The organism is Nocardia sp. NPDC052112 (genome assembly GCF_040680135.1).
Classification (GTDB): domain Bacteria; phylum Actinomycetota; class Actinomycetes; order Mycobacteriales; family Mycobacteriaceae; genus Nocardia.
The window spans coordinates 376346-390666 of record NZ_JBFAWD010000007.1 but is presented as its reverse complement, the minus strand read 5'-3'; the positions used below and the strand labels follow the sequence as shown (position 1 = coordinate 390666).

The 14321-nt window shown below is 65.3% G+C and carries 16 protein-coding genes; 6 read left to right on the top strand and 10 right to left on the bottom strand.

Annotated features, from left to right (window positions below; all coding sequences use genetic code 11):
* Nucleotides 1-19 precede the first annotated feature (19 nt).
* Both AB0L58_RS16960 and AB0L58_RS16955 read right to left on the bottom strand, forming a co-directional pair.
* Entirely contained in the window at nt 20-1195 is a 1176-nt protein-coding gene (locus AB0L58_RS16960; protein ID WP_364387454.1) for a cupin domain-containing protein, read from the bottom strand.
* Nucleotides 1192-1860: a hypothetical protein gene (locus tag AB0L58_RS16955; protein WP_364387452.1), complete on the bottom strand. Its 669-nt coding sequence runs from the start codon at nt 1858-1860 to the stop codon at nt 1192-1194. The genes AB0L58_RS16960 and AB0L58_RS16955 overlap by 4 nt, the downstream gene beginning before the upstream one ends.
* A 260-nt stretch (nt 1861-2120) precedes the next feature.
* Between AB0L58_RS16955 and AB0L58_RS16950 the strand changes: the two genes are divergently transcribed.
* Together AB0L58_RS16950 and AB0L58_RS16945 are read left to right on the top strand one after the other, a co-directional pair.
* Entirely contained in the window at nt 2121-2357 is a 237-nt protein-coding gene (locus tag AB0L58_RS16950; protein WP_364387450.1) for a hypothetical protein, read from the top strand.
* Between the two features lie 89 nt (nt 2358-2446).
* Complete coding sequence (locus AB0L58_RS16945; protein WP_364387448.1) at nt 2447-3199, top strand: helix-turn-helix domain-containing protein; 753 nt, start codon at nt 2447-2449, stop codon at nt 3197-3199.
* Between the two features lie 17 nt (nt 3200-3216).
* Here the strand turns inward: AB0L58_RS16945 and AB0L58_RS16940 are convergent, their stop codons facing one another.
* Both AB0L58_RS16940 and AB0L58_RS16935 read right to left on the bottom strand, forming a co-directional pair.
* Nucleotides 3217-4194 (bottom strand): nitronate monooxygenase family protein, encoded by a 978-nt coding sequence (locus tag AB0L58_RS16940; protein ID WP_364387446.1) that lies wholly within the window; start codon nt 4192-4194, stop codon nt 3217-3219.
* Nucleotides 4195-4328: 134 nt separating this feature from the next.
* Nucleotides 4329-5081: an SDR family NAD(P)-dependent oxidoreductase gene (locus AB0L58_RS16935; RefSeq protein ID WP_364387444.1), complete on the bottom strand. Its 753-nt coding sequence runs from the start codon at nt 5079-5081 to the stop codon at nt 4329-4331.
* A gap of 88 nt (nt 5082-5169) precedes the next feature.
* Here AB0L58_RS16935 and AB0L58_RS16930 point away from each other — a divergent pair, with 88 nt between their 5' ends.
* Together AB0L58_RS16930 and AB0L58_RS16925 are read left to right on the top strand one after the other, a co-directional pair.
* On the top strand, nt 5170-5967 hold the full coding sequence (locus AB0L58_RS16930) for an enoyl-CoA hydratase/isomerase family protein (RefSeq protein WP_364387442.1): 798 nt from the start codon (nt 5170-5172) through the stop codon (nt 5965-5967).
* An 84-nt stretch (nt 5968-6051) separates the two neighbouring features.
* Nucleotides 6052-6990 (top strand): SDR family NAD(P)-dependent oxidoreductase, encoded by a 939-nt coding sequence (locus AB0L58_RS16925; RefSeq protein ID WP_364387440.1) that lies wholly within the window; start codon nt 6052-6054, stop codon nt 6988-6990.
* A gap of 66 nt (nt 6991-7056) precedes the next feature.
* Here AB0L58_RS16925 and AB0L58_RS16920 read toward each other — a convergent pair whose 3' ends face one another.
* From AB0L58_RS16920 to AB0L58_RS16900, 5 genes are all read right to left on the bottom strand, one after another.
* The gene (locus AB0L58_RS16920; protein WP_364387438.1) at nt 7057-7749 is read right to left on the bottom strand and encodes a TetR/AcrR family transcriptional regulator; all 693 of its coding nucleotides are present in this window, start codon (nt 7747-7749) and stop codon (nt 7057-7059) included.
* Nucleotides 7750-7846: 97 nt separating this feature from the next.
* A complete protein-coding gene (locus AB0L58_RS16915) occupies nt 7847-8884 on the bottom strand; it encodes a cyclase family protein (protein WP_364387434.1) in 1038 nt (345 codons plus the stop codon).
* A gap of 21 nt (nt 8885-8905) precedes the next feature.
* Complete coding sequence (locus AB0L58_RS16910) at nt 8906-9304, bottom strand: nuclear transport factor 2 family protein (RefSeq protein ID WP_364387432.1); 399 nt, start codon at nt 9302-9304, stop codon at nt 8906-8908.
* Between the two features lie 42 nt (nt 9305-9346).
* Nucleotides 9347-9745: a nuclear transport factor 2 family protein gene (locus AB0L58_RS16905; protein WP_364387430.1), complete on the bottom strand. Its 399-nt coding sequence runs from the start codon at nt 9743-9745 to the stop codon at nt 9347-9349.
* Between the two features lie 42 nt (nt 9746-9787).
* Nucleotides 9788-11419, bottom strand: a complete 1632-nt coding sequence (locus tag AB0L58_RS16900; protein ID WP_364387428.1) for an NAD(P)/FAD-dependent oxidoreductase — start codon at nt 11417-11419, stop codon at nt 9788-9790.
* A gap of 227 nt (nt 11420-11646) precedes the next feature.
* On the opposite strand from AB0L58_RS16900, the gene AB0L58_RS16895 reads away from it, so the two are divergent.
* Together AB0L58_RS16895 and AB0L58_RS16890 are read left to right on the top strand one after the other, a co-directional pair.
* Complete coding sequence (locus tag AB0L58_RS16895) at nt 11647-12039, top strand: carboxymuconolactone decarboxylase family protein (protein ID WP_364387426.1); 393 nt, start codon at nt 11647-11649, stop codon at nt 12037-12039.
* A gap of 37 nt (nt 12040-12076) precedes the next feature.
* Complete coding sequence (locus AB0L58_RS16890) at nt 12077-12814, top strand: SDR family NAD(P)-dependent oxidoreductase (protein ID WP_364387424.1); 738 nt, start codon at nt 12077-12079, stop codon at nt 12812-12814.
* Nucleotides 12815-13100: 286 nt separating this feature from the next.
* Here the strand turns inward: AB0L58_RS16890 and AB0L58_RS16885 are convergent, their stop codons facing one another.
* Entirely contained in the window at nt 13101-14318 is a 1218-nt protein-coding gene (locus AB0L58_RS16885) for a cytochrome P450 (protein WP_364387422.1), read from the bottom strand.
* Nucleotides 14319-14321: the final 3 nt, after the last annotated feature.

Here is a 14321-nt window from a genome sequence, read left to right as displayed (position 1 = left end):
GTCCGCCGAGGGCGACCGCCTACCTGATGCGGCGGATGAGGCGGGCTAGCTCGAAGACGCCGAGCAGTTGCTGTACCTCCGCTTCGGAAAGCTCCGGTGCCGCAGTGAGTACGTCGGCGACGTCCAGTGCAGCTCCGGTCGGCAGCTGGCTCACCCACCGGCACGCGGGCAGATATCCGCGGTCGAGGCGCACGGTCGTGGTCGAGGTGTCGCGGAAACCGTAGGCGGTCAAAGAGATTCCGGCGGTGTCGGCGTCGGCGGTGTCGACATGCAACGCGCATTGTCCGGCTCGGACAAAGGTGGTCCCGGGGGTCACGGGCGACTCGGGGACCGGCGAGCGGACCAGATCCTCGATGCTGATTCTGGCGACCGCGTCATCGAAGGCATCCTGACCGGCCGTGAGCCACTGCGTGCCGTCGAGGTCGTATACCGATTCGCGCCAGTACGGTTCGCGGAGCAGTTCGTTGCGGAGCGAGGCCAGCAGGAAATCCAGGCGTAGTGGTGGGATCAGCAGGATATGCAGTGAGATCGAATCGTGGTCGGAACTGGTCTCATGCCAGTATCCGCGCGGAACATGCAGTATCGCACCGGGTTCGAGGCGGTATTCGGTGGCGTCGTCGGGGATCTCGGACGGTGGCTCGGCTTCGCCGTAGATACGCATGACCGCGGGCACCGGATCGTTCGGCGCCCAGCCCTCCAGTGGTGCGGGCGCGAAGCGATTGGGCGCGACTCGCCAGGTCTTGCAGCCGGTCAGCTGGACCGTGATCACGTCGATCGGGTCGAAGTGCACGGAAGTGACTGCCCCTGGGCGATTGCAGAACAGTTGGCATTTCGCCGATTTGGCCGAAACCCCGAAGGCTTCGGCGGCTTCCCTCGCCAACGGTGCGAAGTCGGCGACGTCCTGATAGAACAGCGTGGTCCCGGCTTCGTAGAAGGTGCGCGCGCTGTCCGGTCGGATCACCGCCGAGCTGATCGTGCCGTCCAATCGCGGAAACCACGCCGATACCTGCCGGACCCGCTTGACGAACAGGTCCTCGACGGACTGGGTGCCGAGTGCATCGCGCAGCCGTTCGGCCAGATCCGCGCGCGGCTCGGTGACCAGCACCTCGCGGCCGAGCACGCCGTCGCGGAATTCCGCCAGGTCGAGCGGCGTGAACCAGTCGGCGAAGCCGAAACCTGTTGATGTGCTGGTCATTTGTCGTCCTGCTTACTGCGGAAAACGAGGTCTGCGGGACGATTGACGAACTCGTCGATCAAGCCGTCCACGACTGCTACCGCAGGCATGCTGATCGGACGCACCGTCACGTCGCCCTCCCCCCGCCGAGGGCTGATCACGAGCTGGGCCGGACGATTCACGGACTCGTCCACCAGGCCGTCCGCGACTGTTACCCCGGGCATACCGATCGGACGCACCGTCGCGCCGTCCTCCCCTTCGGGAAGGGCTTGCGACCTGATGATCAGTCCCGACGGTCGATCGAGGAATTTATCGACCTGTCCAGCCATAACAGTGACCTCGACATTGCCGATCGGGCGAACGGTGACATCGTCGTCCCCATCGCGAACGGGTTCCGGCTTCTGGATCAGCCCAGCCGCACGGTTGAGGAACTCGTCGACCTGTCCGGCCGTGACGGCCACCTCAACCTCGCCGATCGGGCGAACCGTGACATCGTCGTCCCCGTCCGGAACGGGTTCCGAGTTCGCGATCAGCCCGACCGCGCGGTTGAAGAATTCGTCGACCTGCCCGACCGTGACGATCACCTCGACCTCGCCGATCGGGCGAATCGAATAGTCCTTCGTGCTGTCGTCTTCGACCCGAACATGAACGGCGGGCGGGACTTCGGGATTGTCCATGATGGCCATCGGCTACTCCGTGATACGGCGTTGGAAGCGACTTCACCAGCGATGCAACATCTTTCAGCGATCGCGGCGACGGTCTGATGTGCTGCGGTCAATGCTGCCCCCGGAGGCGAGCGAGCGTCGAGGTCAGGGTCCGCTGAGCGAACCCGCAACAGCGGACCGCCCGCGCCGGACCGCCCGGTTCGCCCAGCGGACTGTGCTCTGGACGGGCACTTGCCTGCACAGCCACTGTGGACGGGCACCGACATTCGAGGAGTAAGCCGATGCCGATCATGGACAATCCCGAAGTCCCGCCCGCCATACATGTTCGGGTCGAAGACGACATCACGAAGGATTACGCGGTCCGTCCGATCGGTGCGCTCGAGACAACCGTGGCAGCGGGGCTCGTCGACGAATTCACCAGTCGGGCCGAGCGCCAGATCGTGCGGGCGGCGCGGGTTCCCGACGAGGGCGAACCTCCGGGCAGCCTGCTCGACGAGGGAGAACCGCCTGGCAGGTGATCCGCCCCGCAGCACCGTGAGACGTCGGTGAAACGCGGGTGAGAGCGGGGAGTCGCAGGCTTCTCACTATCTGCACGGGAGGACAGACAGTGAGCGAAGCGAGCACGGCGAAAATGGGGGCCATCGGCGGACGCGACGTGCTCGAGGGGGCATTCGCCCTGCTCGAGGCGCTCGCGCATGGCAACGAGATGGGTTTGACCCGGCTGGCATCGGCGGCGGGATTACCGAAGGCAACGGCCTACCGGCTGCTCAACCAGTTGGTCGCGGAGGGAGCCGTGCAGCGGCGCGGTGGTCGCTACCAGATAGGTCCCCGAGTGTTCCGGCTCGGCCAGACATGGCAACCCGCACAGCTGCTCCGATCGGCCTCGGCACGGCCGTTGCGACAGCTCACCGCGGCATCCGAGCGTGGCGGCTTCAGCCTCGCCGTGAGCGACCGCGGGCACACCATGCTCATCGGCGGCATCGGACGCGAGATCGACGAGATCTTTCCGCTGCGACCGGGAGTGCTACTGCCGCCGGGCACGGCCGCCGAACAGGTCTTGGCCTTCGGCCAGCCGAATCCCACACCGCCGGACGGTTTTTCGGCGCGCGAGTGGCGCCGCCACGTCACCACGAGCCGCGATGCGGATCTTGCCTACGACACCGACATGAGCCGGTTCCGGCTCGCCTGTGTCGCCGCACCCGTGCACGGGCCCGGGGGTGAAATCGTCGCGGCGCTGGCGGCGACCGTGGCCGAAGTCCGACGCATTCCGGCCGTGGCCGAAGCGGTTAAGCGGGCGGCGGGTTCGGCGAGCACCAATCTCACCAAACTGCTCAGATCGCACCGAGCGCTGACACTCTGAGCGCCGCCGCACCACCGTCACATGCCAACGGGTACGGCCGACAGCCGGGCCCGCGCCGTCTCGTATTCGTCGATGAGGCGTTCGATGACGGCGGCGGCCGGGCGCACCGCGTCGATGCTGCCGACGCCATGACCGGCACCCCATACATCGCGCCAGGCCTTCGCATCCGTGGCGCTGCCGTCGGCGAAATTCATTGCCGTGGAGTCGGATCCGGGTAGGGCGTCGGGGTCGAGTCCAGCAGCGATGATGCTGCCGCGCAGGTAGTTGCCGTGTACGCCGGTGAACAGGTTGCTGTAGACGATGTCCGAAGCGGTCGAATCGACGATCATCTGTTTGTAGTCGGGCGCCGCGTTCGCCTCGTCAGTGGCGATGAACATCGAACCGATATAGGCGAAGTCGGCACCCGCCGCCTGGGCGGCCAACACCGAGTTGCCGTGCCCGATCGATCCGGACAGCACCAGCGGTCCGTCGAACCAGCTCCGGATCTCCTGGATCAATGCGAATGGTGACTGGGTTCCCGCGTGCCCGCCCGCGCCCGCCGCCACAGCGATGAGTCCGTCCGCGCCCTTGTCGATGGCCTTGCGGGCGAAGACATTGTTGATCACATCGTGCAGCACGATGCCGCCGTAGGCATGGATGCGTTCGTTGACCTCCGGCCGCGCACCGAGCGAGGTGATCACGATGGGAACCCGGAATTCCTCGACAACGGCGAGATCGTGGTCGAGCCGATCGTTGGTTTTGTGCACGATCAGGTTCACGGCGTACGGCGCACTCGGCGTCCGTGGATGTCGGGCGTCGTATTCGGCCAGCGCCTCGGTGATTCGGGTGAGCCAGTGTCGCAGTTCGGATTCCGGCCGCGCATTGAGTGTGGGAAACGACCCGACGATGCCCGAGGTCGACTGGGCGATGACCAGCTCCGGATTCGACACGATGAACATCGGGGATGCGATAACGGGCAGACGCAGTCGGTCGCGCAGGACGGGCGGCACGCTCATGGAATCTCCTCGAACACGGCCGGAAGTCGGGAATGCGCTGATAGTGACGGCCGCGACGAAAATCAGGATACTTTATTGCGCGACCGAACCGCCGACGTCGTACCGAATCCGCGCATATCCGCAGGTAGCAGCGGTCACAGCAGTGAATATCCGCCGTCGACGGTGATCGTCGTGCCCGTGACATAGGCGGAGGATTCGGCGGCCAGGAATAGATAGATGCCGGGCAGGTCGGCGGGAGTTCCCCAGCGCCCGAGGGCGGTGTGGCCGACGATATCGTTCTCGCGCTCGGCATTTCGGTGCCAGTGCGCTCCCATCCCGGTGTCGAACCAGCCCAGCGCGACCGCATTCACGGTGATCGCGCGCGGCCCGAGTTCCTGCGCCAAGGCCTGCACCAGCGCGTGCGCACCGCTTTTGGAGGCGGCGTACGCGGCGAGTCCGGCACGCGGCCGCTGACCGATGACCGAACCCGTGACGATGATCCGACCCCCCGCCCCCATCACCGACGCCGCCGAGCGCGCGCCGAGGAAGGTCCCGGTCAGATTCACATCGACGATGTCGCGCCACGCGGCTGGTTCGGTCCGCGTCACCGTCGAAACCTCCGGCGACACACCGGCATTGCAGATCCACACGTCGATGCCACCGAAGCGTTCGAGCATGCGTTCGGCGACCGTATCGTTGAACTGTTCGTCACGCACGTCGCCTGCGCACACCAGCGGGTCGCCGCGCAGGGAGTCCGCGACCTCGCGCAGCGCGTGCTCCGACCGCGCGGCCAATCCCAGCCGCGCTCCGGCGGCGTCGAAGGCAGTGGCGAGCACCCGCCCCAAGCCGCGTCCGGCGCCGGTAATGACTACCCGTCGCCCCGATACGTCGGCATGCCCCATACCCATTGCATCTCACCGTCTATCCATCGATAAATTCTTCGACCGGTCGGTACACTCTATTGGGAACGTAGCACATAAACGGAGGCATCGAATAGTGAGCAGCAATCCAGCACCCGCCAAGGTCGGGCTCGAGCCGCATCCCGCCGACGAGCGACTGGCCGTCCTGCGCATCGCGCGCCCTCCGGTGAATGCGCTCGATCAGCAGATGTGGGATCTGCTCGAAACCGTTACAGCGGAGCTGCACGGCAACAGCACCTATCGGGCGGTGGTGGTCACCGGCGGCGAACACTTCGCGGCCGGTGCCGACGTGAAGGAAATGCTCGGGCTGCCCCCCGAGGCGTTCGGACAGCGCAACCGAGTGCTGCAACAGGCATTTCACGCCCTTGCGACGGCTCCGCAGATCACGATCGCGGCGATCGACGGCTATGCGCTCGGCGGCGGCTGCGAGCTGGCGCTGGCCGCCGACTTCCGCATCGGCGGCCGCGGCGCCGTCCTCGGCCTGCCCGAGATCACGCTTGGAATCATGCCCGGATCCGGTGGGACGCAACGCCTTTCACGGACCATCGGAATCGCCGCCGCGAAGGATCTGATTCTCACCGGACGCCTCGTGCGCGCGGAGGAGGCCTTGCGCATCGGCCTCATCGATCAATTGCTGGACGACGCTGATGTGTTCGATGCCGCCGTTGAGCGAGGCCTCGCGTATGCCCGCGGCCCGCTCGCGCTCCGATATGCCAAGCAGGCGATCGATAACGGATTCGATATGCCGATCGAGGAGGGCCTGGCGCTGGAAGCCGACCTGATCACCCGATGCTTCGCAAGCGCGGACGGACAGCACGGTTTGCGCAGCTTCGTCGAGAACGGCCCACGAAAAGCGACCTTCCAGGGTCGATAGCACTCATTGTGTGTACTGACCGATTGGTCTAAAATACCGTGACCGGGGCCACGGATCGACAATGAAGTACGACAGGAGTCGCGAATGAGTGAGTGGAGTTTCGAGGGCCGCGTCGCGGTGGTTACCGGCGCGGGTCGCGGCATCGGGCGGGCCCACGCCCGGCTCCTGGCCGAACGTGGGGCGAGCGTCGTCGTCAACGATCTCGGTGGATCGATCGAGGGCAACGGCGCCGACACCACACCGGCCCAGGCGGTCGTCGACGGCATCATCGCCGACGGCGGTTCGGCCGTGGCCGACGGCAACGACGTCTCGACACCCGCTGGGGCTCAGGCGATCATCGACACCGCGGTGGACCGGTTCGGTCACATCGACATCCTGATCAACAACGCGGGCATCGTCAGGTACGCGGGCCTGCCCGATGTCGATCTGGACAATGTCGAGCGTCATCTGGCCGTCCATCTCCTCGGCTCGTTCAACACCATGAAGGCCGCGTGGCCACATTTTCTGAACCAGGGCTACGGCCGGGTCGTGCTGACCACCTCGAGCGGAATCTTCGGCATGGATGTCAACCTGCCGTACGCGACGGCGAAGGCGGGCCTCATCGGCCTGGCGCGCAGCGCGAAGCTGGCCGGTGCACCACACGGGATCAAGGTGAATCTGCTCGCGCCCGCGGCCTACACCCGCATGGCCGGTGGCGATCCCGACAGCGACGAGAACGCCGCGGCCGCCGCCGCGGCCATGCCATCGGAGTCGGTGGCGCCGATGGCCGCCTTCCTGGCCCACGAGAGCTGCCCGGTCAACGGCGAGATCTACACTGCGGGAGCGGGCCGCTTCGCGCGACTGTTCCTGGCCTCGACGGAAGGCTATCTGGCCCAGGGTCCGGCCACGATCGAGGATGTCGCCGCACACTGGGCGGCGATCAATGACGAGACCGGCTACTACGTGCCGACGGATCTGATGAATTGGTCCGGCACATTCCTGAAGCATCAGTTCGCTCAGATGAGCGCAGACGCGACGTCATAACGGCGATAGGCAGCAGCCCGTCGCTTGCCGCACCCGGTGGGAGAGGTGCGGCAAGCGACGGGCATTCTAGTGTTCGAGCCCCTTCGCGAGCAGCACACCGAGCACCGAACGGCCGTGCGCCAGTTCGGCTTCGGCCTGCGCCTCATCGATCCGCTCGAGCAGAATTCCGTTCAAGAAGATCTCGCAATAGAAGCGGGCGAGCTCGTCCACCTGGAGATCCGCGCGCCGACCCACCCACTGATATGTGTAGTTGTGCAGGTTCAGGTACGCGAGGGTGGTGAGCTCCAGATCCCGCACCCGCAAGTTGCCCTGCCGATGCCCGTCGGCGAGCACGTCGCGGATCTGCGACTCGAAACGCTGGCGCTTGGCCCGGAATCGCATGCGGTATTCGCCCTGCAGTTGATGATGCTCGTGCAGAAATACCCACACATGATCTTGCCGGTGCACGATCTGGCGCAGTAGCGATTCCGAGAGCAATCGCAGGCGGGTCTGAAAACCGATATCCAGCCGGACGATCGCCGAGGCCTCGGTGAGCAGTGGATCCATCACGCGGTCGTGGATCTCGGCCAGCAACTCTTCTTTGGAACCGATGTAGTAGTACAGCGCACCGCGGGCCAGTCCAGCGGCGGTGCCGATATCGGCGACCCCGGTGCTCGCATAGCCGTACTTCGAGAAGAGCTCGACGGCGACATCCACCACTTGCTGCCGCTTACGGTGGTAGCGGGCGGTTTTCGCGCGTTCCGTGCGCGTTACAGGCATCGCGGCGCTCCCTTCCTTCGAGCGAAAACAGTTTCGGTGCAGGTCAGGCATAGCGCCTCACCTGCACCGAACCGAATCCGGAATCCAGCAACCCGCGTCAGACGGTCGCGACCGGGGTCAGCGGGCTCCCCATCGTCCCGGGCAGACGCAGTGGCGGCGCCGTCAGCAGGAAGCGGCTGCGCCCGTGTTCCCGCAGCCAGGTCGCCAGTTCCTCGGTGTACCAGAGCTCGCCGAGCGGGATGCCGAGCTTGAACAGGCACAGGTTGTGGATCGGCAGCAGCGAGTGCGGCGTCTCGCTGTCGGGCGCCCAGCCTTCGACCGCGTAGTTGTCCGAGACGAGCGCCGAGATCTGCGATTCGGCGATCCACTCCAGCAGCGACTCATCCGTCGCGTCGAGGTAGGGGTACATGGCCTGGATCTCCGGTCCCGGATTCTTTTCCCAGGCGAGAACCTGGGTGGCGAAGCCGGTGTGCAACAGGAGCATGTCGCCCGGTTCCACGACGACGTCATCCTTCGCCATCATGTCTTTCAGCATCTTCAAATCGACCGGCTGCCAGTCGCTTCCGAGGTGCGAGACATCGATCAGGACGCCACGGCCCTGCATGCCGTGCGCGGCCATGTGCTCGCAACCGAGGTGCTTGGCGAAGGAGACACTTCCGCTGCCGTCACCCTTGGCGTCCTCTTGGGGACCGACGATGTCGGTCCCGGGGCGAAATCCGTTGTAGTACACCGGTTCCGCGACACCGTCGCCATCCGCGTCGAACAATGCGCCCTGATGTGCCAGCGAGTCCCACTGCGTCGAATACTGCAGCCAGAGCGTCACCACATCGTCGCTCCACATATCGATGAAGCTGGGGGCGATCTTGTCGCGCGCGACGACGTTGTAGAAGGTGTCCTGGTTGTGCGCCAGATCCTCGGTCGGCCGAAGGATCGGCGGATACCGGCGCTGGTTCAGCGCAGTACCGCCCGGGTAGTCCAGCGGCAGGCTCAGGCTGAAGGTGATGCCGTGTTCGACCTCGCGTACTCCCTGCAGAACCTTCTCGGGGGTGAGCAGATTGACCCGCCCCAACTCATCGTCGTCGCCGAAATCGCCCCAGTTCGAGCCGGGCGGGCGTTGCTTCCACCGCTTCGTCACGGGTTGCTCCTAATCTCTCTCTTACATCACGTATGTGGTTTTGCGGTACTGGAAACGCCATGCGCCGCCGTCGCGACGCAGGGTGTCCTCGTAGCGGCCCGCGATCAGCACGGCCCAGCCCGATTCGCCGCGCTGCAGGAAGACCAGGTCGCTGTTGGCGGTCGCCTCGTCCTCGGTCCAGGAGGTGAGGACGGTGTTGGCCACCAGGTGTCGCTGCGGTTGGGTGGGCAGCAATCCGACATAGACCTGGCGGATGGCTTCGTGGCCCTCGAAGGTGCCGACACCCATGATCTCGCTGACGCCATCGGGGCTGAACAGCGCGACGATATCGTCGGTTCGTCCGTCGTCGAGCGCGTGCGCGTACGCGGCGATGGCGGTGTGGACCCCGTGCGCGACCCGCGCCTGGGTGGACTCGCTCATTGATTCTCCAAAGATGTTCTGGTTCCGGCGGATTCGACGCTTCTAGGTCAGGTACGTTGTCTTGCGGTGCTGGAAAAGCCAGGCTCCGTCGCTGTGCCGCAGCGTGTCCTCGTATCGACCGACGACCTGCACCGCCCAGCCCGCCTCGCCGCGCTGGAAGAAGGCCACGTCGCTCACGGCCGTCGCCTCCTCCGCGGTCAGCGCGGTGATCAGGGTGTTGGCGACGAAGTGACGCTGGGGCGCCGTCGGCGCCCAGCCCTCGAATGCCGCCCGCAGCGCGTCGTGCCCGCTGATCGGGTCCATGCCCGGAATCTCGAGCACCCCGTCGGGCGCGTACAGGGCGACGATTTCATCGGACTGTCCCGCGTCCTGCGCCTGGGTGTGGGCGCCGATCGCCGCACGCACGCCGGCCGCGGTGCGGGCTTCGTTGGATTCGCTCATTTTCTCTCCATCATTGAACGGAACTGCCTGCTCGATCGCTTATTACGCGGCCGCTTCCTCGACCTCGGACAAGATGAATGCCGAGTACTCGTTCGCGGCGAGTTCGGCGATCAGCCGCTGCAGGTTGGGCCGCCCGGTCGGATTCAGCAGCTGCTTGACCGCCTTGCCAGGAATGTTCGCCCCGTAGAAATAGCTGCTCTCCAAGAACAGCGACCCGCTGCCGTTGACCGTTTCGGTCCACTCCGCCTCCGCGGCGGGGTCCACCTCGATGACCTCGTAGCCGTTGTCGCGCGCGTGCACCAACGCCCCTATGACACAGTCCACCTGGTCGCCGGCGTAACGCGGGTTGTTGCCGAGTGCGCCGTGCGGCCCACCGGGGAAGAAGAAGTTCGGGAAACCGGCCGACGCGATGCCGAGATACGTGTTGGGTCCTTCCGCCCAATACTCCTCGAGCGCAAGGCCATCGCGGCCGCGGACGCCGAGCCGATTGAGCGCACCGGTGCCGAAGTCGTAGCCGGTCGCCCAGATGATGATGTCGAATTCGCGCATGCCTTCGGCCGTCTCGATCCCGGTCTCGGTGATGCGGACGATCGGGGTCTCTTTGAGCGCGACGAGCGAAACGTTCGGGTTGTTGTAGGCCTGGAAGTAGCCGGTCACGAAGGGGGGACGCCGACCGGCGTAGATGTGATCCTTCGGGATGAGTTTGTCGGCTGTCGCGGGATCGGTGACGATGCCGCGGATCTTGTCCGCGATGAATTCGCAGAACTCCTTGTTCACTTCGGGGTTGGTCGTGAAGTCGATGTAGTTTTCGGTCAACTTCGTGAAACCCGGGCTGTTCCACATCTTTTCGAAGAACGCCTGCCGCTGTTCGGCCGTATCGTCGGTCGAAAAGCGGCTGGGCAGCGCGTGCAGGAATCCGCTCGGCGAGGTGTTCAGGGTCGCACGGATCCGTTCGAAGTCGGCCTTGATCTCGGCCCGCTCCTGCGGGGTGAGCGGCGCGTTGTTCAGCGGCGTGCACCAGTCCGGAGTCCGCTGGTACACCGTCAACGAGGCGACCTGGTCGGCGATGGCCGGAACGATCTGCACGCCACTGGATCCGGTGCCGATGATGGCGACGCGCTTACCGGTGAAATCGACCGGGGTCTTCGGCCAGCGGCCGGTGTGATGCTGCTCGCCGCCGAACAACTCGCGTCCGGACACCTCCGGAATGAACGGCACCGAGAGCACTCCGGTGGCGGCGACGAGAAAGCGTGCGCGATGCTCGGCGCCGTCATCCGTGCGCACCGTCCAGATACCGGCCGACTCGTCGAATTCCGCGGCGGTCACCCGGACGCCGAACCGGATGTGGCGGCGCAGATCGAATCGGTCGACAACGAAGTTGAAGTAGCGTTCGTTCTCCGGCTGGCCGGTGAACCGCTCCGACCACTCCCACTCTTCCCACAGTTCCTTGGAGAACAGGTAGCCGTAGGTGTAGCTCTCGGAGTCGAAACGCGCCTCGGGATAGCGGTTCCAATACCACGTCCCGCCGACGCCGTCGCCCGCCTCGAGCAACTGCACCGAGAATCCCTCCTCACGGGCCCGGTACAGCTGATAGATGCCCGTCACGCCCGCGCCGACCACCAGGACGTCGACTGCGTCGGCCGTCGTACCAGCGACGTTCGTCGATCCACTCATCTGCTCTCCAATCTCGAATGGGTCGCCTGCTGCACGACGCCAAAGATATTTCGACCGGTCGGTCTATGACGTTGGTCACGAGACTAGAGCCGAATCCGATCGGAATCAACAGCGCCTCCGTCCGAACATTTCGCTCGCGCGGGACGCCGCCCAGTCATTGATTGTACCGACCGATTGTTCTAACATTGCCGAATTCAGCGGCACAACGGAATGGGATGGGAGTCGCGATGACAACCAGCAATACCGACTTGCGCACCGAAGGTCTCGCGGCGATGCGCGCGGCCCTACCCGGCGTCTTTCCCGAGGGCGACATCGATCTGCGTGACGGTCGGCTCGGCGAGGACCTCCTCGACATCGGCCTGGTCAACGTGTGGGCCCAACTGTGGGCCAGAAAGGGGCTCACCCCACGCGATCGCAGCCTGGTCACGCTCGGCATCCTGATCGCACTCGGGGCCGAGAGCGAGCTCAACACCCACGTTCGGATCGGCATGACCAATGGCCTGACCGAGGACGAGATCGCCGAGGTCATCTATCACTCCAGCGGCTATGCCGGATTCCCGCGCGCGACCGCGGCACGAGCCGCCGCCCGGGCCGCCCTGAGTTCCCCACTGGGCGAATAACTCTGCCCGGCAACGATTTCGACGCAAAGGAACGAATATGTCACTCGCCGGAAAGATCGCCGTCGTCACCGGCGGCGGTAGCGGCATCGGCCAGTCCATCGCGACCGTACTCGCGACCAAGGGCGCCGCGGTCGCGATCTGGGATCTGAACCTGGAGAACTCCGAGAAGACCGTCGCCGCGATCCGCGAGACGGGCGGTACCGCCATCGCGGTCGCGGGCGATGCGGCGAATGCCGACGCCGTCGCCGCATCGGCGGCCCGCACCCGCGCCGAACTCGGCCCCGTCACCGTGCTGGTCAACAATGCCGGAATCACCTCTTACGAGCCCTTCGCGAGCCTGAGCGAGGATTCCTGGGATCGCATGATCGGGATCAATCTCAAGGGCCCCTTTCTGGTCACCAAGGCGCTGATCCCCGATATGCTCGCGGCCGGATGGGGCCGGATAATCAATATCTCCTCGTCCTCCGCGCAGACCGGAGCACCGGGCATGGCCCACTATGCGGCTTCCAAAGGCGGCGTGATCGGCCTGACGAAGGCGTTGGCGGTCGAGTTCATCGAACAGGGCATCACCGTCAACCACGTTCCGCCCGGTTTCATCGATACCCCGCTGACCCGCCAGTCCATCGACGTGGAAGCGGCGGCGGCGCATATGCCGATGAAGCGGGCCGGGCAGCCGGAAGAGATCGGCCACGCGGTCGCCTATCTCGCCTCCGACGAAGCCGGTTACGTCACGGGACAGACGCTCAGCGTGAACGGCGGACGCTACCTGTTCTGACCACTGGATCCGCCGATGAAGCCGGGTTCGCGGCCGGATGGATTCGCCTCCAGGTGGAAGTGCTCGGCACTCCCGCTCCCCGGCAACGGCGCCGGTGCTGGTCCCCGATGATGTGGATCTGGAGGCGAATCCGGCCGCAGAAAGAGCTGGACCGGAGGCGACGAACTCCTTGAATATGCGGTACCTCTCTCGTCCATCGATGCGCTGATGGCAATCCGTTCAGGGATCCGCACCCAAGGTTACCTATACCGGTCGGTCCAGTTTTGGGAGATGAGGGTACTGATTGCTACCAGGCAACCGGCAACTCGTAGATGCCGTAGGCGAGCGAATCACCCTTGAACCGCAACTGATCGAAGTCGACACCCAGCCGCAACGTCGGGATGCGGCGGTAGAGGGTGCCGAATACGACCTCGAGTTCGATGCGGGCGAGCTGCTGGCCGATGCACTGGTGCGGGCCCCAGCCGAACGCATGATGGTGGCGCGCTTCGCGCAGGAGATCGAGCTTCTCGGGCTCAGGGAAGGCCACCGGGTCGAAGTTGGCCGCAGGCAACGAACTGATGATGCCGTCCCCCGCGCGGATCGTGTGGCCTTCGACCTCGATATCTTCGGTGGCGATGCGCCGCTGAAGCAGATGCGGGATGGTCAGATAGCGCAGCAGTTCCTCGACCGCGCTCGCGATGACCTTCTTGTCCTCGGTTGCGCGCAGCAGTGCCAGTTGGTCCGGGTTCTCCAGCAGTAACGCGGTCGCGAGCGTGATCATATTGGCGCTGGTCTCGTGACCGGCGATGAGCATGATCATGCCCATGATGGTGGCGCCGGGCATATCCAGCTCGCCCGCCTTGACCCGCGCCGCGAGGTCCGAGACCACGTCTTCGTCGGGATTTTCCATCTTGGCTTCGAGCAGCTTGCCTATATAACCGCCGAGCGCCGCATTCGACGCGTTGCTCTCCTGCGCGGACACCTCCCGCCCGTTGGCGATCTTGGCGTGTTCCTCGAAGAATTCGTGATCCTCGTACGGCACGCCGAGGAGTTCGCAGATCATCAGCGACGGCAGCGGCAGCGACAGCGCCTCTACCAGGTCGGCCGGATTCGGGCCCGCCAACATGTCGTCGATGAGTTCGTCGGTGACCCGCTGGATCGCGGGACGAACCTTCTCCATCCGCCCGCGCGTGAACGAGTTCGTCAGCATCCGGCGCAACCGCGCGTGCTCGGCGCCGTCGGTGTCGAAAAGCGTCTTCGGCCGCTCGTGGATCGTCTCGGCCAGGCCCTGGGTCAGAAACGGGAATCCGGGCAGGTGGTCGTTGGCGCTGACCCGCGGATCGGCCATCACCTGTCGCTGGGCGGCGTGCGACGCGATGAGCCACGGGGTGTGGCCGTCCCAGGTGCGCACCCGCGAGAGCGCGCGACCGGCGGTGTGCAGTTCACGTAATTCCGGTGGAGGCAGGAACGGGCACTTGGCATCTCGCGGCGTCGGGTATTCGGGGATATCCACGGTCTCGGTCATGAT